Raw genomic sequence first — 21,431 nt, forward strand, 5'->3', positions numbered from 1 at the left:
TAGAAGGCCTTCCATTGGAAGGCCTTTTTTTGTATCTTTAGGTTTTACCAATTTGCTATATATTATGATTCGAAGTATTTTAAAAGTGTGTTGTGTTTCAACTTTGTGTTTATTGTTAGTACAATGTAAAAAAGAGACTGAAGTAGAGAAACCTCAAGATGATATTGAGCAAGTAGCACAACCAGGAGAAGATGTTGAAAAAATAGAGGAAGTAGTTGATGAAAACTCTATTGAAGGTAAGTTTTTGAAAGACCCGACTTCAGTTGAGAGAAAGAATTTATATGAAGATGTTCCTTATATTTTAGAATTGACAGCTAAGTCACTTAAGGTTAAGCCTGAAAAATTATTAAAAGAATCTAAGCAAGAAGATAAGTTGTTTTACAGCAAGGATTTTGACAGTTATGACTTTGTTTATAATATAGTCAAGTCAAGTGAGATGGGGTATTATTTAAGTGATGAGTTCAAGGAAGAAGTTATTAAAAATGATGGAAAGGGAGTTGGTATGATGTTAGATGTTTCTCCTCAAGTTAGCAATGATGCAAGTAAAGCTTTTGGTAATTATTATGGTATCACTATTTATGAAGACTACCCTGATAGAATAGCAGGAGCTAAACATTTGTTTTTTGATATAAAGACAAAGAAACTATACTACGACCCAATCTATGAAGAGATTCAGGAGTTGAAATATGATAAAAGTTTGTTAGAAAAAGGAAAACAGTTTTTAAAATAAACAGTGGATATAAATAAAAAAATCTCTTTAAAGCTTAATTGCTTTAAAGAGATTTTTTATGTGAATTATTCAGGTGCTTGTTATTCAACAGGATTAGTGGATATAAAAGATAAGATAAGTATTTTGATATTAATTACGTTTAGAATTTAGTATTTTTGATTTTTAAAATATATTACAATGAAGTATAGCCGTCTTACGAAAGAACAATTTGAAGAATTACACCCAGAGTTTACTAATTTTTTAGCTTCACAGCAAATAGATAAAAATGAATGGGATAAGATAAAAGCAGAGAAGCCAGAAGTGGCTGAACAAGAGTTAGATGTGTTTTCTGATTTGATTTGGGAGGGAGTTTTGTCAAATGCTAAATATTTAGAGCATTATTCTCCAAGTCATATTTTCTTATTTGGTTTTGACGATACTGAGATTAATACCATTGTAATTAAAGCTTTACAATCTGATATTGATTTCTTGACAAAAGAAGGATTACAATGGTTGTCTGATGCGGTTTTTACGGAGGCAGTTGAGATTCGTCACGGAGGAAAGAAATTTGGAGAAGATAGAAATGCGGAGTTGTTTTCTATTATTCAGCAAGGAGCTATTTTGAGTGAAGGTGTATTATATACACAATTCAAGGATATGTTGAAGTTATAAGTTGTTTACTGTATGGAAGTAAAAACGCAAATAGAAGCTTTAAGAAAAGAGCTAAATCAACATAATTATAATTATTATGTGTTGGACAATCCAACAATTTCTGATTTTGAGTTTGATCAAAAATTAGCGGAATTAGGTAAGTTGGAAGCGGCTCATCCAGAGTTTTTTGATATTGATTCGCCAACACAACGAGTAGGAGGGGCTGTAACTAAAAATTTTGAAACAGTAGTTCACAGTCATCGTATGTATTCTTTGGATAATTCTTATTCAAAAGAAGATTTGATGGAATGGGAACAACGTGTTCAGAAAATGTTAGGTGATGTGCCAATTCAATATACTTGTGAGTTAAAATATGATGGTGCATCAATTAGTATTACCTACGAAAATGGTGTGCTAAAAAGAGCTGTTACTCGTGGAGATGGAATTCAAGGAGATGATGTAACAAGTAATATTCGTACGATTAAGTCGGTTCCTATTCGTTTAAAAGGAGATTATCCTGAATTATTTGATATAAGAGGAGAGATTGTTTTGCCTTTAGCAGGCTTTGAGAAGATGAATCAAGAGTTGATTGAAATAGGGGAAGCACCTTATTCTAATCCTCGAAATACAGCATCTGGTAGTTTAAAATTACAAGATAGTGCTGAAGTAGCAAAACGTCCTTTAGAATGTTTGTTATACTATGTAATAGGAAGTGATTTGGGAATAGAAACACAATATGAGAGTTTAGATAAGGCTCGCGATTGGGGGTTCAAGGTTCCGACTATTTCTAAGTTAGCCAAAAATATGGAAGAAGTATTGGAGTTTATTTCATATTGGGATGAACACCGCCATACTTTGCCATATGAGACAGATGGGGTTGTTATAAAAGTGAATTCAATTCATTATCAAGAAGAATTGGGTTATACAGCAAAGGCACCTCGTTGGGCAATTGCTTATAAGTTTAAAGCAGAACAAGTAGAGACTGTTTTAAACTCTATTTCGTATCAAGTTGGACGTACAGGAGCAATTACTCCAGTAGCTAATTTAGAACCTGTACAATTGGCAGGAACAATAGTTAAACGTGCGTCATTACACAATGCAGATCAGATTGCTAAACTTGATATTCGCGTAAATGATTCAGTTTATGTTGAAAAAGGTGGGGAGATTATTCCTAAGATAGTAGGTGTGAATTTAGAGGCTCGTCCTGCTGATTCTGAACGTACTATTTATATCAAGGAATGTCCTGAATGTGGAACAAAACTGAAGCGAAACGAAGGAGAAGCGCAGCATTATTGTTCAAATGTATATGGTTGTCCTCCTCAAATTGCAGGAAGAGTACAACACTATATTTCTCGAAAAGCAATGGATATTGATGGCTTAGGAGAAGAAACAGTAATGTTATTGTATAAGAGTGGTTTGATTGAGAATTATGCTGATTTGTATGAATTAAAGAAAGAAGATATTTTACCTTTAGACAGAATGGCAGAGAAATCTGCTGATAATTTGTTGAAGGGAATTGAAGCTTCTAAAGCAATTCCTTTTGAACGAGTTTTATATGGATTAGGAATTCGTTATGTTGGAGAAACAGTTGCTAAGAAATTAGCAAATCACTATAAGAATATTGATGCTTTAGCCGAAGCTCCTTTGATGGAGTTGATTATGGTTGATGAGATTGGAGAGCGTATTGCTCAAAGTGTAATCGACTTTTTCAGTAGTTCAATTAATAAAGAGATTATTAGTAGATTGAAGAACTATGGAGTACAATTTGTCTTAGAAGAAAAAGAGTCTACGGTTGTTTCTAATGTGTTAGAAGGGAAAACATTGGTAGTTTCTGGTGTGTTTTCTAAGATGTCTCGAGATGAAATCAAACAAGCTATCGAAGATCACGGAGGAAAAAATGGAAGTTCAATTACATCAAAGACAAGTTATGTTGTAGCTGGTGATAAAATGGGGCCTTCAAAATTAGAAAAAGCTAATAAATTAGGGGTTGTAATCTTATCAGAAGACGACTTTTTAGCTCTGATTCAATAAAACCTTGTTAAAAATAGGCAATCTTAATTGTTGATTTGATTAACTTTACAAAAATTGTAACTTATATGTGGTTTAACACTTTGAAGAAAAGAGCAATACGAAAAAGTGTTGAGAGTGCTAAATTAACGCCTGTACCTACGGATTTTAAATACGAATTTAAAAAGGTAGGTGTTGTAGTTGAAAAGGCAGATTCGACAATGCTTTCGGAATTGCTGGAGGCTTTGAACACGAAAGGTGTTAAGCAAAGTCAAGTACAGTTTCTTGTTTATTCAAATGATAACAAAGAATCCAAAGGAGAAGAAAATTACTTTAAAATAAAAGACTTCACTATGTCTGGAAGTACAGATAAAAAAGAAGTGGTAGATTTTATAAGAACAGATTATGATCTTTTGATTAGTTATTACACAAGTGATAGTGCGCCATTGCTGTGGGTGACTGCAAAGTCTCTTGCAAAATTTAAGGTTGGTATTTCTTCAGTTAACACAAAGGGGAACCATTTTTGTTTAGAGGTTTCTGATTTGAATGTTAAGGGCTATATCGATAACTTATTCAAATACATTAAAGTTTTTAAAAAATAATTAATACATTAAAACTATGCAATCACTTATTGGTACGGGAGTGGCATTAGTAACGCCATTCAAAAGCGATTTCTCTGTAGACGTAGAAGCATTACAGAGATTGGTAGAATACACAATTTCAGGAGGAGTTGAATATCTTGTGGTATTAGGAACTACAGGAGAATCAGCAACATTGAGTAAGGAAGAGAAACAATTAGTCAAGCGTACCATAAAACAAGTTAATAACAAGAGATTGCCTTTAGTGTTAGGTGTAGGAGGTAACTGCACTCAAGGAGTATTGGAAGAATTAACGGAGGAAAACTTAGAGGGTTTTGATGCTATATTATCAGTGTCTCCATATTATAATAAACCAACGCAAGAGGGAATTTATCAGCACTTTAAACAAATTGCTTTAAATAGTCCATTGCCTATTATATTATATAATGTACCTGGTAGAACAGGAAGTAATATGAATCCAAGTACAGTAATTCGCTTAGCAAATGATTTCGAAAATATAATCGGAATTAAAGAAGCTGCAGGCAGTATGGTACAAGGAATGGAATTAATTAGACAATCAACACGTAAAGATTTCTTAGTGATTTCTGGTGATGATGCAATAGCTTTACCATTAGTATTAGCTGGTGGGGCTGGAGTTATTTCTGTAATTGGACAAGGATTACCACAACAATTTACAGATATGATACGTTTAGGATTGAAAGGGGAAGTGCAAAAAGCTTTCACTCTTCAATACCAATTGATGCCAATTATTGATATGATTTTTGAACAAGGAAATCCAGGAGGTATCAAAGAGATCTTGAAGTTAGCTAATGTTGCAGATCGTTGTTTAAGACTACCTTTGGTTAATGTAGATAATGATTTGGCTTCAAGAATAGAAAAAGAGTATAGTAAAATAGTAAAATAAAAAAGTATGTTATCAGAAAAATTGCAAAATGCTTTAAATGAGCAGATAAAGTTAGAAGGAGATTCTTCTCAAATTTATTTAGATATGGCTTCTTGGGCTGAAATTCAAGGTTTTGAAGGTATTGCAGCTTTTATGTTTGCTCAGTCAGATGAAGAACGCCAACATATGCTTAAATTAGTTAAGTATGTAAACCAAAGAGGTGGAGAAGCAGTTATCCCTGCTATAACAAAACCAACTTTAGACCATACTTCTATTAAAGGATTGTTTAAACAGCTATTTGATCACGAGGTATTTGTATCTAAAAGTATTAACGAATTAGTGCATATTGCTTTAGAAGATCGCGATTATGCTACACATAATTTTTTACAATGGTATGTAGCAGAGCAGATTGAAGAAGAAGCAACAGCGCGTACAATCTTAGATAAGATTAATCTTATTGGAGATGACAAAGGAGGGTTATATTTATTTGATAATGATATCAAGAATTTTAACCAAGAAGCAAATACTAATCCAGTAAATTAAGCGTTTAATTTATAATGAATTAAGAGAAAAGATGTCTTTTTTGACATCTTTTCTTTTTAGTATAAAAAGGTTTTTGTATAATGCAATTATTAATTTAAATTTGCATTTGCTTTGACAGGACTATCTTGGAAATGCTATTGTTTAAAACAACGAAAAACATATATGAAAAAATATATTGGTGTATCTATTTTAATACTTTCTTTTGCGAGCTGTGGGCCTATGCAAAAGGCATTAAAATCAGAAGATTATGAATATAAAAAAGAAGTAGCTAATCAATTTTTTGAGAAGAAAAAATATAGAAGCGCTATTCGTTTGTATGAACAATTGGAAAATGTGTATCGTGCAAATCCAAAAGCAGAGGAGATGTATTACAACTTTGCAGAAGCGACTTATCAAACTAAAGATTACATTTTAGCAGGACAAAGATTTAAAAGTTTTGCTGCTGTGTATCCAAGAAGTGAAAAAAGAGAAGAGGCTTTGTTGAAAGAGATTAAATCAGGGGTTCAGTTATCTCCTGTTTATTCATTGGATCAACACGTTACTTATGCAACAATAGAGAAGTTACAGTCTTTTATAGATCAGTATCCTGCATCAAACTTTGTATTCGAAGCAAACAGTATTATGTCCGAGATGAATCAAAAGTTAGAGCAAAAGGCTTTTGAAAATGCAAAGCAGTTGAATACAATTGGAGAATGGACAAGAAATTATGGTGCAGCAATTATAGCATTAGATAATTTTATATATGATTACCCAGGTACAAAGTTTAAAGAAGATGCTTTGTACTATAAATTTGATTCTGCGTACAAATTAGCAATGAACAGTGTAGCTTCAAAAGAGCAAGATCGTTTAAATACAGCAAAATCAATGTACGAAACACTTATACGTTTTAATGGTGAGACAAAGTATAAGGAAAAAGCAGATGACATGATTAAAAATGTAAATAAAGAATTAGCAAAATTTTCAAAATAACTTAAGCGAAAGAGATGGATTTAAAGAAAACAAGTGCTCCGGTTAACACAATTACTTATAACAAAAATAAGATTGAGCAGCCTACAGGAAATATTTATGAGGCTATTACTATTATTGCAAAGAGAGCAAACCAAATCAATACGGAAATCAAGAATGAATTGGTTCACAAGTTGGAGGAGTTCGCTACAACTAATGATAGTTTAGATGAAGTTTTTGAAAATAAAGAACAAATTGAGGTTTCTAAGTTTTACGAAAAGTTACCTAAAGCTCACGCTTTAGCTGTTGAAGAATGGTTAGAAGACAGAGTTTCTTACAAAGAAGTTGTAAAATAATAAATACTTAGCGAATGTCAGTGTTAAGCGGAAAGAAAATATTACTGGGTATTACTGGTGGAATTGCCGCTTATAAGACGGCAGCTTTAGTACGTTTACTTATAAAAGCAGGTGCAGAGATACAAGTTATCATGACACCTGCTTCTCATCAATTTGTGACTCCTTTTACTTTATCTACTTTATCAAAAAAGCCAGTATATACTAAGTTCTTCAACGCTGGTGATGAAGGAGGAACATGGAATAACCACGTAGATTTAGCGCTTTGGGCTGATTTTATAATCATAGCTCCTGCTACCGCCAATACATTAGCTAAAATGGCTAATGGTATTTGTGATAATCTATTAATGGCTATTTATTTATCTGCTAAATGCCCTGTATTTGTTGCTCCTGCGATGGACTTAGATATGTATGTTCATCCATCTACGGATAGAAATATAAATCTATTAACGTCTTATGGTAATATTATTATACCTGCAGAAGAGGGAGAACTTGCAAGTGGATTAGTAGGAAAGGGAAGAATGGCTGAACCAGAACATATTCTTGATTTTATTGATGATTATTTTAATACTTCGTTGCCTTTAAAGGGTAAGAAAATTTTAATTACTGCAGGACCAACATACGAACCGATAGACCCTGTGCGTTTTATTGGAAATCATTCTTCTGGAAAAATGGGGTTTGATATTGCAATGGAAGCTGCAAAAAGAGGAGCAGAGGTTGTTTTAGTGTCTGGGCCAACGAATCAAAAGATTTGTCATCCGTTAGTAAAAGTAATTAGTATTCTTTCAGCTAAGGAGATGTATACGGTTTGTCATGACTATTTTGAATCCGTTGATGCTGTAGTTGCAGCTGCTGCAGTTGCTGATTATCGACCTAAACATGTAGCAGATCAAAAAATCAAAAAGAATAGCGAAGAGTTTGTTATCGAAATGGATAAGAATCCAGATATTCTTGCTTCTTTAGGGGCAATAAAAAAGAAACAATTCTTGATTGGTTTTGCTTTGGAGACACAGAATGAGGTGGAACATGCTAAGCAAAAAATAGTAAAAAAGAATTTAGATTTAATTGTACTAAATTCTTTAAATGATAAGGGAGCAGGTTTTGGTAAACCAACAAATAAAGTTACCTTTATCGATAAGGATTTTAACTTAGAACCTATGGAGTTAAAATTGAAAGAAGAAGTAGCAATAGATATTGTACAAAAAATAATTGATCATTATGCATAAACTTATTTGGTTTGTTGGTTTGTTTTTTACAGTTTGCATTAACTATGGACAAGAGTTAAATGCGAATGTAACAGTTAATCACAGTCAAGTAGGGAATAGTAATCAAGCTTACTTCAAAACATTAGAAAAATCTCTAAAAGAGTTTATAAATAATACGAGTTGGACTTCTAAAAAGTTTGCACCTTCAGAGAGAATAGATTGTTCTTTTTTCCTAACGGTAAATACATACGGTAATAATACAGTTTCTGGTTCACTGCAGGTGCAATCTTCTCGTCCTATTTATAATTCAACTTATTCATCAACAGTTTTTAGTTTTAACGACAAGGATATTACATTCAATTATATTGAGTTTGAACCGTTATACTATAATACGAATTCATTTGATTCTAACTTAACGTCATTAATTGCATACTATGTTAATATGATTTTAGGATTAGATAGTGAAACTTTTTCAAAAGGAAGTGGAAGTAATTATTTCCAAACTGCTTTGTCTATAAATTCAATTGCACAACAATCAGGTTATAGAGGGTGGAAACAAGCAGATGGAACGAATAATAGGTATTACTTGGTAAACGATATTGTTGCAGGAACTGGCTTGCCTTTTAGGGAGGCATTGTATATGTATCATCGTTTAGGAATGGATATTATGGCAAGTAATGTAGAACAAGGTCGTGAAGGAATTTTTAATGCCTTGTTAGAATTAGAAAAAATACATAAGTCTAAGCCAAATTCATTTTTAGTACGTGTTTTTTTAGATGCAAAAAGTGATGAGTTAGTAAATATTTATTCTGGTGTTACGGATAAAAATAAAAAGAGAGTAGTTGAATTACTTAATAGAATAGCTCCGTTGAGTTCTTCTAAATGGAATAGTTTATAGTTTTAAAGCGTTATATAATATATGCTTACATCATTAACCATAAAGAATTTTGCTTTAATAGAATCGCTTAATATTGATTTTTCAGAAGGGTTCTCTATAATTACTGGAGAAACCGGTGCAGGAAAGTCTATTTTATTAGGGGCGTTAGGTTTATTACAAGGAAAAAGAGCAGACTTATTATCTTTAAAAGATAAGGAAGAAAAGTGTATTATAGAAGGGTATTTCTCTGTAGAGCCTTACAAGTTACATGAATTATTTGAGCAATTGGAGCTTGATTATGAGGGAATGACAATTATACGAAGAGAGATCTCTCCTTCTGGAAAGTCTCGAGCTTTTGTTAATGACACTCCTGTAAACTTAGGTACTCTACAAGAATTAAGTGGTTATTTAATTGATATACATTCACAACATCAAACACATGAATTGTCTGATGAAACTTATCAAATACAAATCTTAGATGCAGTAGCAGGAAATTTTAAACTTCTTGATAAGTATCAAAGTAATTTGAAAATTTACAAAGGTTTACAATCAAGTTTAAAACAGCTACTTAAACAGCAAGCTGATTTGATAAAAGAGCATGATTATAATACTTTTTTATTAGAGGAATTGGAAGCTGCTAATTTAGCCCATATCAATCAAGAGGAACTTGAAGAAGAATATGAGAAGTTAAACAATGTTGAATTTGTACGTGAAAATTTTGGTCAGTCAATTAGTCATTTAACAGATGATCAAGTAGGGATTATTTCAGGTTTAAAAGATGTTCGTAATCTGTTGCAAAAAACAGCTTCTTTTTCAAGGGATTTTGAAGAACTGTATAATAGAGTTTCGAGTGTGGAAATTGAGGTTGCTGATATTGCAAGTGAAATAGAAAGTCAATTAGAAAATGTTTTAGCTGATCCTGAACAATTGAACTTGATTAATGAAAGGTTACAATTGTTGTATTCTTTACAGAAAAAGCATCAAGTAAATACTGTTGCTGAATTGTTAGAGATAGAAAAGGAATTAAGTGATAAGGCCTTTTTAGCAACAGGGATAGATGATAAAATTGTAGAAACAGAAAAGAGTATTTTAAAATACGAGAGTGTTTTAAATGATTTAGGATCACAATTATCAACTGCTAGATTAAAAGCTGTACCTGTATTACAAAAGCAGATTTTGGAGATATTGAATTTGGTAGGAATGCCTAATGCGAATTTTAAATTTGATATTAAGGAGACTTCCCATTATTATCACAATGGTAAAGATGAAATTCAATTATTGTTTTCGGCTAATAAGGGAATGGATTTTGGCTTGTTGAAAAAAGTTGCTTCAGGTGGAGAATTGTCTCGTATTATGTTAGCTATTAAAGCGATTTTAGCAAGTTACTCTAATTTGCCTACCATTATATTTGATGAGATTGATACGGGAGTGTCAGGAGAGGTAGCAGATAAGATGGGCGAAATTATGAAGAGAATGGGAAATAGTATGCAAGTTTTAGCAATAACCCATTTACCTCAAATTGCTGCTAAAGGTAAACAGCATTTTAAAGTATTTAAGACATCTAATAATGACACGACTACTTCTCAATTAGTATTGCTTAATTATGAAGAGAGAGTTAAAGAAATAGCTCAGATGTTGTCAGGAAAGGATATTACAGAATCAGCATTAAATCACGCTGTAGAACTTTTAAATAAATAGAAAGCACTTTTAGTAGGTGTTTTAATAAAATAGAAAAGGCGACTAATATTTATTAGTCGCCTTTTTATGTATGTTGCAAATGCTAATTAAGCAATACTATCAACGATAGTGTTTAAGGTATTACTTGGACGCATTGCTTTAGAAGTAGCTTCAACTTGAGGTTGGTAGTAACCACCAATAGGTTGTGCTTTTCCTTGTGCAGCAATTAACTCTTCATTAATTTTAGCTTCATTTTCAGCCATTGCTTTAGCAATAGGAGTAAATTTAGCTTTTAATTCTGCATCTTTATCTTGATTAGCTAAAGCTTCAGCCCAATACATAGCTAAGTAGAAATGAGAACCTCTATTGTCAATAGACCCTACTCTACGTGCTGGAGATTTATCATTATCTAAAAACTTAGCAGTAGCTTCGTCTAATGTTTCAGCTAAAACCATTGCTTTAGGATTGTTTAATGTTTGGCTTAAGTGTTCAAAAGAAGCACCTAATGCTAAGAACTCACCTAATGAATCCCAACGTAAGTATCCTTCTTCAATGAATTGCTCAATATGTTTAGGAGCTGAACCACCTGCACCAGTTTCAAATAAACCACCACCATTCATTAAAGGAACGATAGATAACATTTTAGCAGAAGTACCAACTTCTAAAATAGGGAATAAGTCAGTTAAGTAATCACGTAATACGTTTCCTGTTACAGAAATAGTATCTAAACCTTTACGGATTCTTTCAACAGAAACTTTAGTAGCTTCAATTGGAGATAAGATTTGAATATCTAACCCTGTTGTGTCATGATCTTTTAAGTAAGTATTTACTTTTTTGATTATTTCTCTATCATGAGCTCTATTTTCGTCTAACCAGAAAATAGCTGGTGTTTCAGATAAACGAGCACGGTTTACTGCTAATTTAACCCAGTCTTGGATAGGAGCGTCTTTAGTTTGACACATTCTGAAGATATCTCCAGCTTCAACATTTTGTTCGAAGAAGATATTTCCATGTTCGTCAGAAACTCTGATAATTCCGTTTGCTTCAGCTTGGAAAGTCTTATCATGAGAACCGTATTCTTCTGCTTTTTGAGCCATTAAACCAACGTTTGGTACAGACCCCATAGTTTGAGGGTTGTAAGCTCCGTTAGCTTTACAGTCTTCAATTACAGTTTCGTACACTCCAGCATAACAACGGTCTGGGATAAGAGCAATTGTATCTTGTTGCTTACCTTCTTTGTTCCACATTTGACCAGAAGTACGGATCATAGCAGGCATAGAAGCATCAACAATAACATCAGAAGGTACGTGTAAGTTAGTAATTCCTTTGTCAGAATTAACCATTGCAATAGCTGGTCCGTTAGCAATAGCAGCATCAATAGCAGCTTTTACTTCAGCTTCTTGTGCATTACCTGCAATTTTAGCATATAAGTCCCCTAAACCATTATTAGGGATAATTCCCAACTCAGCGAATAACTCAGCGAATTTAGTGTAAACCTCTTTGAAGAATACTTCAACAATAGCACCAAAAATGATTGGGTCAGAAACCTTCATCATTGTTGCTTTCAAGTGAGTAGAGAATAATACACCTTTTGCTTTTGCTTCTTCTTTAATTTCAGAAACAAATGCTTTTAATTTATTTACGTTTAAAGCTGATGAATCAATAACTTCTCCAGCTAATAAAGGAGCGTAGTCTTTTAATAATTTTACAGAACCATCTTTAGCGATGAATTCAATCTTGTATTTACAGTCATTTGCTACTGTAACTGATTTTTCACTACCGTAAAAATCACCTTCTGGCATAGAAGCTACTCTTGTTTTTGAGTCTGCAGACCAAGCACCCATTGAATGTGGATGTTTTTTAGCGTAGTTTTTAACAGCTTTTGGAGCTCTACGATCAGAGTTACCTTCACGTAATACTGGGTTAACTGCAGAACCTAATATTTTTGCAAATCTTGCTTTGATAGCTTTTTCTTCTTCAGATTTAGGCTCAGCTGTATAGTTTGGTACAGCATATCCGTTTGCTTGTAATTCTTTAATTGCAGCATTTAACTGTGGAATTGAAGCAGAGATATTAGGAAGTTTAATAATATTAGCTTCAGGTGTTTTTGCTAATTCTCCTAATTCAGCTAAAGCATCACCAATTCTTTGGTCTTCTTTTAGAAATTCAGGAAAAGTTGCTAAAATACGTCCAGCTAAAGAGATGTCACGTGTTTCAACATCTATATTTGCAGTTTTTGCAAAAGCTTGAACAATTGGTAAGAACGAATACGTAGCTAACATTGGAGCTTCATCAGTAAACGTATAAAGGATTTTAGATTTTTGTGTCATTTTTTTTAGTATTTAAATGAAAACAATTTTATCGTTAAATATTTTCGGTCGAAAACTTGTAAATTCTTAAGCAAATATACTAAATAGGTACGATAATCCTTGATGTTTCTATCGTTATTACAATAGAATTGTCAATTTGATAATCAGAGGTTTTTATATTTTTATTTTGGTAGTATTTGCTATAATATTTTGACATATTAATGAAAAAGGTCACTCTTTTTTAGAGTGACCTTTTCTTATATTACTTTTTAAATAATTTTTTCCACCAAGGTGTAGGAGTTGTTTCAACATCGTGACCATAACCGTAACCATAACCGTATCCATAACCATAACCACCGTAACCTTTTGTTGTCATTGTATCATTTAAGATTATAGACATGTTAGGAAGTTTACCTTCTTTATGAAGGTCATTTGGCAATTTCAGCATTCTCTTATCTAAGTAATTTGCTCTAGCAACGTAAATAAAAGTATCTGCATATTTTGCTACTAATAATGTATCTGTTACAAGACTTACTGGTGCTGTATCTACAATAATATAGTCATATTGTTTCTTTAATTCAGCAAACATTTCTCCTATTTTGTTCCCCATTAATAATTCTGCAGGGTTTGGAGGAATTGTACCCGCAGGTAGAGCATACAGATTTTCATATCCATCAATTTTTACAACGTACTGATTGATATTTTCTTCTTTTTTAAGCAAGTAATCAGAAACACCTTTAGTAGGTAACATTATGTAATCATCTAAACGTGGATTACGTAAATCTAGACCTATCAATAATGTTCTTTTACCTGATAAAGCAATTGTTGCAGCAGTATTAACAGATGTAAAAGTTTTTCCTTCTTTAGGGAAAGTAGATGTTAAGAATATCATTTTTGCATCACCTTCTTTTACACCACTTAACATAAACTCAAGGTTTGTTCTTATGATACGTAAGGCTTCAGCTGTACTTGTTCTACTTGCTATATCAACAATTTTTGAATTGTCATCAGAGTGAGGTATATCACCTAAGAAAGGAACAATTGTGTTCTCTTCTATATCTAATCTATTTTTAACTTTTGTGTCAAGTAAATTGCGTAAATAAATTATTGCAAAAGGAATTAGTCCACCTAAAATTAAAGCTGCTAATAAAATTATTGCTTTTTTAGGAGAAACGGGCTTATCTGAGCTTTTAGCTTGATCAATGATCTTAGCGTTTAAGTCTGTTGCCGCTAAAGCAATTGCTGTTTCTTCTCTTTTTTGGAATAAATATAAATAAATAGCCTCTTTTACTTTTTGTTGTCTGTCAATAATTCTAAACTCTCTTTCTTGTTTTGGAACTTGAGAAAGTTTTGATCTTAGTTCATTTTCTTTACTTGTTAACTCTTTATGCGTGATTTTTAATGAGCTTTGTAAACGTAATAAGCTTTCGTGTACAGAAGCCTTCATAGAGTTAATTTGATCCTCTAATTTTACTAAAGCAGGGTTTATTTTAGTAGAACTTGTACTAAGTTTATTTCTTTCTAAAACAAGCTGATTGTATTGGTTGATTAAGCTATTTGAACTTGGATCAGATGATACGATATTTCCAGGTAATAACTCATTTGGTTTGCTGTTTTTTAAGAAATCAATTAAAGAAGAAACAACTTTTAGTTCTGTTTCATTTTCAATAATTTGTTTTTCATAAATATTAGCATTCTCTAAGTATATCTTTAATTCAGTAGGTATATCAGTAATACTATTTTTTGCTTTATACCCTTCAACACTTTTTTCAACATCACCTAATTCTTCAGTGATAAGAACTAAACGTGAGTCTATAAATTCAGATGTTTTTTCTGAAATAAAACGCTTGTCAGCAATAGCATTATCATTATAAATAGTAATTAAATTATTTAAATAATCAATTGCTTTTGCAGGTGTAGGGTTTAAAATAGATAAGTCTAAAACAGTTGAAAATTTATCTGTAGGTGCAATTTGTACTTGCTTTGTATAGTAATCAACTACTTTTTGAACTGGAGTAATTTGTACTACAATATCTTTTACATCGTCTTCATCTTTATTCTCTTCAGATGATAGTTTTAATGTAGGTGTTTGTTTAGGAGCATTTTTAGTAACAATCAGTTTACCTAAAATAGTATGTACAACTTCTCCATATTTATAATTACCAATTTCGTTTTTTTCTTTATCAAGTAAAGTAAAAGATTCATTTGTGATATTTTTCACAAAGAAAGTATAAGTAATATTGTCGAAGTCAAATACTCGTTCTACAAAATCAAAATGAATAGGACTATTGTCATACATTTCACTTGTAACAACTGTTCCTTCATTTAAGTAGGCTATGTTTAATGCTAATCGTCTAACAGTTTTTTCTGCTAAACTACGTGATTGTAAAATTTGTACTTCATTTTCAACATTACTTTTTCCACCAGAAAACATTCCCAAGTCAGCAAAAGCAGCCATTTCTGAAGCAATGCCACCACCTCTTTTATCATCTTTTACAATAATAGTCGTGTTTATTTTATAAATCTTTTCGCTATAACGCAAATAAACGAAAGCAATACAAAGAGTAATAAAAACGCTAACAACAAACCATCTCCAGTGAATTAAGAATTTATCTATCTCCTCTCTGATATTGATGTTAGTATTTTCTTGATTGTCAAATTTGTTTTCCATACTGTTATTTAATTGATAAAGCGATAATGGTTACTAATAAAGATAAAGCTGATAAACCTAGACTTAAGTTAGGACCAACAACTGAAGAGTTTATTCTTGTTTTATTAGGTTCTACGTAAACAATATCATTTTGGTTAAGATAGTAATAAGGAGAACTCATAAAGTCAGCTTTTGTCATGTCTACGCGAATAGGAATTCTTTTTCCATCTATCTCTCTAATTACAAGAACATTATCTCTTTTTCCATAAACAGTCATATCACCAGAAAGTGCAATTGCTTCTGCAAGAGTTAGTCTTTCACTTGTAATATTGTGAACCCCAGGTTTATTAACTTCTCCTTGAACTGTTACTTTATAGTTCATTATTCTCAAGTTAATAATAGGATTATTTATGTATTGACTGATTTCTTTTGTTAATAAATCAATAGCTTCTGCCTTTGTTTTTCCTGCTATTTTTAGTGTACCTAAAACAGGAAATTCAATATTACCATTACTATCTATTAAATAAAGTTGTTGTTGCATTTGACCTGAGCCAGCTGGATTATTAGGGTTGGTGGTCATTGTATTAACTAAGTTAAATGGAGCAGCTGCTTCGACGTCCTCAGCAGAAACAATGATCATTAATAAATCGTCAGGTCTGAATTTAGTTTCGAAATGAGTAGCACTTGTTTCTTTCAGTAAAACATCTTCTACGTTTTGGTAATAAACAAGTTTTTCTCTTGAAGCACATGATGTTAATAACAAGATAGCTCCTAATAAGAAAGATAATCTCAATGCAATTTTATTTTTCATATTTTTTTTTGCAAATATAAAGTTTCTAAATAGTCAAAAAAAAGTGTTTTAGCAGATTATCTGCCAAAACTTCCTTTTTCTTAGTTAAAGTAAAATGTTTGTATCTGTTTTTTTTATTTTAAAACCATACATATTACTGTTTTATACTCTTGTGTTTGTATTATAATTATATAAAATTAAAGACTTGTATATAATTGTTGTCAATTTTAGATAGATGAAAAAAATGTAAAAAAAGTTTTAAAAATGTAGTTTCTTTTTACGAAGTTCAAAATTTTGTCCTAAATATACTTTTCTTACCATTTCATCTTCTGCTAATTCTTCTGGCATTCCTGCTTTTAGAATACCCCCTTCAAACATTAAGTATGTTTTATCTGTAATCGCTAAAGTTTCTTGAACATTATGGTCAGTAATTAAAATACCGATATTCTTGTTTTTAAGTTTAGCTACAATTCTTTGAATATCTTCCACGGCTACAGGGTCAACTCCTGCAAAAGGTTCGTCAAGTAATATAAACTTAGGATCCGTTGCGAGTGCTCTTGCTATCTCAGTTCTACGTCTTTCCCCTCCAGATAGTAAATCTCCTCTATTAGTTCTAATGTGTTCTAAGCTGAACTCTTCAATAAGAGATTCCATTTTAGCAATTTGCTCTTGTTTAGATAATTTTGTTAGCTGTAAAACACTTAAAATGTTGTCTTCAATACTTAGTTTTCTAAAAACCGAAGCTTCTTGTGCTAAATATCCAATACCATGTTGTGCTCTTTTATACATCGGAAAATCTGTAATATTAGTATTATCTAAGTAGATGTTTCCACTATTTGGTTTTACCAGACCCACAATCATATAAAAAGACGTTGTTTTTCCCGCTCCATTAGGACCAAGTAGACCAACTATTTCTCCTTGATTTACTTCAACAGAAATCCCTTTTACTACTTTTCTTTTTTTGTAGATTTTAATTAAATTATCAGCTCTTAATTTCATGTTGATTATTCTGTTTTAGTCAAGTTAGTATTTTTATTGGTATCTAATTTTTTACCTCTTTGAACAAATTTAGAGATATAGATACTAACTTCATATAAGATCAATAATGGAATAGAAACTATAATTTGACTTATTACATCAGGAGGTGTAATAATAGCAGCTACAATTAAGATTAATACAATAGCATATTTTCTATATTCTCTCAAAAATTGAGGAGAAACCAGATCCATTACAGATAAGAAGTAGATAATAATAGGTAATTCAAAAACTAAACCACAAGCTATGGAAGTTGTTTTTACAAGACCTATATATGAATTTATATCAATTTGATTTTTAACAATATTACTTACTTCTAAATTAGCTAAGAAGTTTATTGATAGCGGTGTAATTACATAGTAACCGAATACAACCCCTAAGAAGAATAATAATGAAGAAATAACAATAAAAACTTTAGCGTATTTTTTCTCCTTTTGATATAATGCGGGACTAATAAATTTCCAAATTTCCCAAAGAATAAATGGAACAGCAATTATAAATCCTGCTGAAATACAAGTCCAAATCAAAACAGAAAACTGACCATCCATTGTTCTATTTTGTATTTCAAAAGGCAGATCTTGACTGCAAAAACTTTGATCTAAGTTAAATTTTTGAGCAATTCTACAAAAGAATTGGTACGTAACAAAATCCTTACTCTTAGGAGCAAAGATTACTTTATTAAATATAAAATCGCTAAAAATAAATGCAATCACACCACCTCCAAGAATGAATCCAGTTGATCTTACAAGTAACCATCTTAGTTCTTCTAAATGATTAAGGAAAGACATTTCCTTATTAGTGTTATTTGATTTAGCCATATTATACTATTCCCTCTTTTAAGATATCGTGTAAGTGGATTACTCCTACGTATTTTTCATTTTCTGTAACAAGCAATTGAGTTATAGAGTTATCTTCTAACATTGATAACGCTTTAGATACGTGTTCATTGCTTTCAATTGATTTCGGATTACTAGACATAATTTCTTGAGCAGTAAATCCAGATAAATTATCATTTTTTTGTAGCATTCTTCGCAAGTCACCATCTGTGATTATCCCAATTAACTTATCGTTTTCAACTACAGCTGTTACTCCTAATCGTTTCTCAGATATTTCAACGATAACATCTTTTATAGATGAGTTAGGAGATACCATTGGGCGGTTTTCGCTTTTTAGAATATTTTTCACCAAAAGTAGTAATTTTTTACCCAACGCACCACCTGGGTGATACATTGCAAAATTTTCTGCATTAAAGTGTCTTAGTTCAATTAGACAAGCAGCTAATGCATCTCCTAAAACTAATTGAGCAGTGGTACTATTCATTGGTGCTAAATTATTCATTTCAGCTTCTCTTTCTACTTTAGATAATAATATGAAATCTGCTGTTTTTGCTAAAAAAGATTTCTCATTGGCTGTTATAGCAATTAGTTTATTCCCGTGTCTTTTTAAAAGAGGTGCTAATACTTTTATCTCAGGACTATTTCCACTGTTTGAGATGCAAATTATACAGTCCCCAGGTTGAATTAGACCAAGATCACCGTGTACTGCCTCTGCTGCATGCATATAAATTGAAGGAGTTCCTGTTGAATTCAAAGTAGCTACTATTTTTGCTCCAATAAGTGCACTTTTGCCTATTCCTGTCACAATTGTTCTCCCTTTGCAATTAAAAATTGTTTCAACTGCTTTTTCGAAATCTTCTGTTAGATAGTTGATTAAGTTTTTAACACTTTCACTTTCAGATAGTAAAGTGTTTTTTGCTGTATTTAGTATGTTTATTGCTGTGTTCAAAATTAGCGAATGTTAAATATTAGGTTTGAAATAAAGAAATTGCTTACCTTTAGGTACTGCAAATTTATGTAAAATACCATACAAAAATAATGAAATCAACTGAAATTGACTTGCACAAGGAGTTAAAGAGATTTTTTGGCTTTTCACAGTTCAAAGGTCTTCAGGAAGATGTGGTCAAAAGTATTATCTCAGGACAAAATACTTTTGTGATTATGCCTACAGGAGGAGGGAAATCTCTTTGTTATCAATTACCGGCTTTAGTATTAGAAGGTACAGCTATTGTTGTTTCTCCATTAATTGCGTTAATGAAGAATCAAGTTGATGCAATCCGTAGTTTGTCTTCCGAATATGGAGTTGCTCACGTTTTGAATTCGTCTTTAACAAAAACTGAAATTAGTCAGGTAAAAGAGGATATTAAAAAGGGGGTTACTAAGTTGTTATATGTAGCTCCAGAGTCTCTGACTAAAGAGGAGTATGTTAGCTTTTTACAAGGTGAGAAACTGTCTTTCGTTGCTATAGACGAAGCACACTGTATTTCTGAATGGGGTCACGATTTTAGACCTGAATATAGAAACCTTCGTAATATAATTAGACATTTAGGAGATATTCCTATCATTGGGTTAACAGCCACTGCTACCCCAAAAGTTCAAGAAGATATTTTAAAGAATTTAGAAATACCTGATGCAAATGTTTTTAAGGCTTCATTTAATAGACCTAATCTATACTATGAAATAAGGCCTAAAACTAAAAATATTGAAACAGATATTATACGTTTTATAAAACAGCATAGTGGTAAATCAGGAGTTATTTACTGTTTAAGTAGAAAGAAAGTAGAGGAAATTGCAAATGTACTTCAGGTTAATGGAATTAGTGCAGTTCCTTATCATGCTGGATTAGATGCTAAGACTCGTGCAAAACATCAAGATATGTTTTTGATGGAAGATGTAGATGTAGTTGTAGCAACTATTGCTTTTGGTATGGGGATTGACAAGCCAGATGTACGTTATGTAATTCACCATGATATTCCGAAGTCATTAGAAAGTTATTACCAAGAAACTGGTAGAGCTGGACGTGATGGAGGTGAAGGATATTGTTTAGCATATTATGCTTATAAGGATATTGAAAAACTTGAGAAGTTTATGGCTGGTAAGCCTATTGCTGAACAAGAGATTGGTTATGCTTTGTTACAAGAGGTTGTAGCTTATGCAGAAACTTCAATGTCAAGAAGAAAATTCTTATTACACTATTTTGGAGAAGAGTTTGACGAGGTGAATGGAGATGGAGCTGATATGGACGACAATACTCGTAATCCTAAGAAAAAAGTTGAAGCAAAAGATGAAGTAGTAAAATTACTTCAAGTTATTAAGGATACCAAGCAAGTCTATAAAACGAAGGAAGTTATTTTTACTTTATTAGGTAAGGTGAATGCGTTGCTTAAAGTAAATAAAACTGATACACAAGATTTCTTCGGTATTGGTAAAGAACACGATGAGAAATATTGGATGGCTTTAGTTAGACAGGTCTTAGTTGCTGATTTTTTACGCAAAGATATCGAAGCTTATGGTGTGTTAAAGTTGACAGAATCGGGATTGAATTTTATTCAAAATCCAGAGTCTTTTATGATGACAGAGGATCACGAATATTCAAGAGAAATAACCGATGGTGATTTAAATGTATCTAAATCTAATTCTGTTGCAGATGCTGTTCTTATTGGAATTCTTAAAGATTTAAGGAAGAAAGTAGCTAAGAAAGCTGGTGTTCCCCCTTTTGTTGTTTTTCAAGACCCATCATTAGAAGAAATGGGGTTAAAATACCCTATTACACTTGATGAGATGGCTAATATCATCGGTGTTAGTGAAGGAAAAGCAAAGAAATATGGAAAAGACTTTGTTGATGTAATTAAAAAATATGTAGAGGAAAACGATATTATTAGACCAGATGATTTAGTAGTTAAATCAACAGGTGCAAATTCTGCATTAAAGTTGTACATCATTCAAAGTGTTGATAGAAAGTTATCTCTTGATGATATTGCAAGTGCTAAGGGATTAGATATGGATGCTTTATTAAAAGAAATGGAGCAGATTGTTTATTCTGGAACTAAATTGAATATCAGTTATTGGATAGATGACGTATTAGATGAAGATCAACAAGAAGAGATATATGATTATTTCATGGAATCTGAAACTGACAATATAAAGGCTGCAATGGCTGAGTTTGACGGCGATTATGATACTGAAGAATTGCGATTAATGCGTATTCAGTTTATGACAAAAGAAGCAAACTAAATCAAATTTGCACAAAGAAATAAAAAAGGGTGGTGGACTGACCCCAAAAAGTTGGACGAAGTTATGCAATCTTTTTAATATAATGAGCTCGGTATTCTACCGGGCTCATTCCATTTAAATTAATGCGA

At 31.9% G+C, this 21,431-nt stretch carries 18 protein-coding genes; 12 read left to right on the forward strand and 6 right to left on the reverse strand.

Annotated elements, in window-relative coordinates:
* Positions 1 to 64: 64 nt before the first annotated feature.
* The 11 genes from BLT46_RS10805 (at position 65) to recN (ending at position 10,470) form a co-directional block, all read left to right on the forward strand.
* Positions 65 to 730 carry a hypothetical protein gene (locus tag BLT46_RS10805; RefSeq protein WP_090410109.1) on the forward strand — a complete coding sequence of 222 codons (666 nt, stop codon included), beginning with the start codon at positions 65 to 67 and terminating at the stop codon, positions 728 to 730.
* Positions 731 to 907: 177 nt separating this feature from the next.
* The gene (locus BLT46_RS10810) at positions 908 to 1,381 is read left to right on the forward strand and encodes a DUF6495 family protein (RefSeq protein ID WP_090410110.1); all 474 of its coding nucleotides are present in this window, start codon (positions 908 to 910) and stop codon (positions 1,379 to 1,381) included.
* 12 nt (positions 1,382 to 1,393) lie between these two features.
* Positions 1,394 to 3,391, forward strand: coding sequence for an NAD-dependent DNA ligase LigA (gene ligA, locus BLT46_RS10815; protein WP_090410112.1), 1,998 nt, complete (start codon positions 1,394 to 1,396; stop codon positions 3,389 to 3,391).
* Positions 3,392 to 3,456: 65 nt separating this feature from the next.
* Positions 3,457 to 3,969 (forward strand): DUF6913 domain-containing protein, encoded by a 513-nt coding sequence (locus BLT46_RS10820; RefSeq protein ID WP_090410114.1) that lies wholly within the window; start codon positions 3,457 to 3,459, stop codon positions 3,967 to 3,969.
* A gap of 16 nt (positions 3,970 to 3,985) precedes the next feature.
* Positions 3,986 to 4,870, forward strand: a complete 885-nt coding sequence (dapA, locus tag BLT46_RS10825; RefSeq protein WP_090410116.1) for a 4-hydroxy-tetrahydrodipicolinate synthase — start codon at positions 3,986 to 3,988, stop codon at positions 4,868 to 4,870.
* A 6-nt stretch (positions 4,871 to 4,876) separates the two neighbouring features.
* Positions 4,877 to 5,392 (forward strand): ferritin, encoded by a 516-nt coding sequence (locus tag BLT46_RS10830; protein WP_090410118.1) that lies wholly within the window; start codon positions 4,877 to 4,879, stop codon positions 5,390 to 5,392.
* Positions 5,393 to 5,554: 162 nt separating this feature from the next.
* Positions 5,555 to 6,361 carry an outer membrane protein assembly factor BamD gene (locus BLT46_RS10835; RefSeq protein WP_090410120.1) on the forward strand — a complete coding sequence of 269 codons (807 nt, stop codon included), beginning with the start codon at positions 5,555 to 5,557 and terminating at the stop codon, positions 6,359 to 6,361.
* Between the two features lie 14 nt (positions 6,362 to 6,375).
* The gene (locus BLT46_RS10840; RefSeq protein ID WP_090410122.1) at positions 6,376 to 6,693 is read left to right on the forward strand and encodes a DNA-directed RNA polymerase subunit omega; all 318 of its coding nucleotides are present in this window, start codon (positions 6,376 to 6,378) and stop codon (positions 6,691 to 6,693) included.
* 14 nt (positions 6,694 to 6,707) lie between these two features.
* Positions 6,708 to 7,916 carry a bifunctional phosphopantothenoylcysteine decarboxylase/phosphopantothenate--cysteine ligase CoaBC gene (gene coaBC, locus BLT46_RS10845; RefSeq protein WP_090410124.1) on the forward strand — a complete coding sequence of 403 codons (1,209 nt, stop codon included), beginning with the start codon at positions 6,708 to 6,710 and terminating at the stop codon, positions 7,914 to 7,916.
* Positions 7,909 to 8,793 carry a type IX secretion system protein PorD gene (porD, locus tag BLT46_RS10850; protein ID WP_090410126.1) on the forward strand — a complete coding sequence of 295 codons (885 nt, stop codon included), beginning with the start codon at positions 7,909 to 7,911 and terminating at the stop codon, positions 8,791 to 8,793. Before coaBC ends, porD begins: the two co-directional genes overlap by 8 nt.
* 21 nt (positions 8,794 to 8,814) lie before the next feature.
* Positions 8,815 to 10,470, forward strand: a complete 1,656-nt coding sequence (recN, locus tag BLT46_RS10855; RefSeq protein WP_090410128.1) for a DNA repair protein RecN — start codon at positions 8,815 to 8,817, stop codon at positions 10,468 to 10,470.
* Between the two features lie 86 nt (positions 10,471 to 10,556).
* Here the strand turns inward: recN and BLT46_RS10860 are convergent, their stop codons facing one another.
* From BLT46_RS10860 to BLT46_RS10885, 6 genes are all read right to left on the reverse strand, one after another.
* The gene (locus BLT46_RS10860) at positions 10,557 to 12,779 is read right to left on the reverse strand and encodes an NADP-dependent isocitrate dehydrogenase (RefSeq protein ID WP_090410130.1); all 2,223 of its coding nucleotides are present in this window, start codon (positions 12,777 to 12,779) and stop codon (positions 10,557 to 10,559) included.
* A 241-nt stretch (positions 12,780 to 13,020) separates the two neighbouring features.
* Positions 13,021 to 15,429: a GumC family protein gene (locus BLT46_RS10865; RefSeq protein ID WP_090410132.1), complete on the reverse strand. Its 2,409-nt coding sequence runs from the start codon at positions 15,427 to 15,429 to the stop codon at positions 13,021 to 13,023.
* A 4-nt stretch (positions 15,430 to 15,433) separates the two neighbouring features.
* A complete protein-coding gene (locus tag BLT46_RS10870) occupies positions 15,434 to 16,219 on the reverse strand; it encodes a polysaccharide biosynthesis/export family protein (protein WP_090410134.1) in 786 nt (261 codons plus the stop codon).
* A 237-nt stretch (positions 16,220 to 16,456) separates the two neighbouring features.
* A complete protein-coding gene (gene lptB / locus BLT46_RS10875) occupies positions 16,457 to 17,197 on the reverse strand; it encodes an LPS export ABC transporter ATP-binding protein (RefSeq protein WP_090410137.1) in 741 nt (246 codons plus the stop codon).
* Between the two features lie 5 nt (positions 17,198 to 17,202).
* Positions 17,203 to 18,051: a twin-arginine translocase subunit TatC gene (tatC, locus tag BLT46_RS10880; RefSeq protein WP_176770748.1), complete on the reverse strand. Its 849-nt coding sequence runs from the start codon at positions 18,049 to 18,051 to the stop codon at positions 17,203 to 17,205.
* 1 nt (position 18,052) lies between these two features.
* The gene (locus BLT46_RS10885; RefSeq protein ID WP_090410139.1) at positions 18,053 to 19,018 is read right to left on the reverse strand and encodes a KpsF/GutQ family sugar-phosphate isomerase; all 966 of its coding nucleotides are present in this window, start codon (positions 19,016 to 19,018) and stop codon (positions 18,053 to 18,055) included.
* Positions 19,019 to 19,107: 89 nt separating this feature from the next.
* Between BLT46_RS10885 and BLT46_RS10890 the strand changes: the two genes are divergently transcribed.
* On the forward strand, positions 19,108 to 21,303 hold the full coding sequence (locus BLT46_RS10890) for a RecQ family ATP-dependent DNA helicase (RefSeq protein WP_090410141.1): 2,196 nt from the start codon (positions 19,108 to 19,110) through the stop codon (positions 21,301 to 21,303).
* The last annotated feature ends 128 nt before the right edge of the window (positions 21,304 to 21,431 follow it).

The sequence above is a fragment of the Myroides phaeus genome (assembly GCF_900099675.1).
Classification (GTDB): Bacteria; Bacteroidota; Bacteroidia; order Flavobacteriales; family Flavobacteriaceae; genus Flavobacterium; species Flavobacterium phaeum.

Bases quoted from the DNA above. Each gene is read 5' to 3' on its own strand.
- BLT46_RS10805 (WP_090410109.1), top strand. From the start codon at position 65: ATGATTCGAAGTATTTTAAAAGTGTGTTGTGTTTCAACTTTGTGTTTA.
- BLT46_RS10810 (WP_090410110.1), top strand. From the start codon at position 908: ATGAAGTATAGCCGTCTTACGAAAGAACAATTTGAAGAATTACACCCA.
- ligA (WP_090410112.1), top strand. From the start codon at position 1,394: ATGGAAGTAAAAACGCAAATAGAAGCTTTAAGAAAAGAGCTAAATCAA.
- BLT46_RS10820 (WP_090410114.1), top strand. From the start codon at position 3,457: ATGTGGTTTAACACTTTGAAGAAAAGAGCAATACGAAAAAGTGTTGAG.
- dapA (WP_090410116.1), top strand. From the start codon at position 3,986: ATGCAATCACTTATTGGTACGGGAGTGGCATTAGTAACGCCATTCAAA.
- BLT46_RS10830 (WP_090410118.1), top strand. From the start codon at position 4,877: ATGTTATCAGAAAAATTGCAAAATGCTTTAAATGAGCAGATAAAGTTA.
- BLT46_RS10835 (WP_090410120.1), top strand. From the start codon at position 5,555: ATGAAAAAATATATTGGTGTATCTATTTTAATACTTTCTTTTGCGAGC.
- BLT46_RS10840 (WP_090410122.1), top strand. From the start codon at position 6,376: ATGGATTTAAAGAAAACAAGTGCTCCGGTTAACACAATTACTTATAAC.
- coaBC (WP_090410124.1), top strand. From the start codon at position 6,708: ATGTCAGTGTTAAGCGGAAAGAAAATATTACTGGGTATTACTGGTGGA.
- porD (WP_090410126.1), top strand. From the start codon at position 7,909: ATGCATAAACTTATTTGGTTTGTTGGTTTGTTTTTTACAGTTTGCATT.
- recN (WP_090410128.1), top strand. From the start codon at position 8,815: ATGCTTACATCATTAACCATAAAGAATTTTGCTTTAATAGAATCGCTT.
- BLT46_RS10860 (WP_090410130.1), bottom strand. From the start codon at position 12,779: ATGACACAAAAATCTAAAATCCTTTATACGTTTACTGATGAAGCTCCA.
- BLT46_RS10865 (WP_090410132.1), bottom strand. From the start codon at position 15,429: ATGGAAAACAAATTTGACAATCAAGAAAATACTAACATCAATATCAGA.
- BLT46_RS10870 (WP_090410134.1), bottom strand. From the start codon at position 16,219: ATGAAAAATAAAATTGCATTGAGATTATCTTTCTTATTAGGAGCTATC.
- lptB (WP_090410137.1), bottom strand. From the start codon at position 17,197: ATGAAATTAAGAGCTGATAATTTAATTAAAATCTACAAAAAAAGAAAA.
- tatC (WP_176770748.1), bottom strand. From the start codon at position 18,051: ATGGCTAAATCAAATAACACTAATAAGGAAATGTCTTTCCTTAATCAT.
- BLT46_RS10890 (WP_090410141.1), top strand. From the start codon at position 19,108: ATGAAATCAACTGAAATTGACTTGCACAAGGAGTTAAAGAGATTTTTT.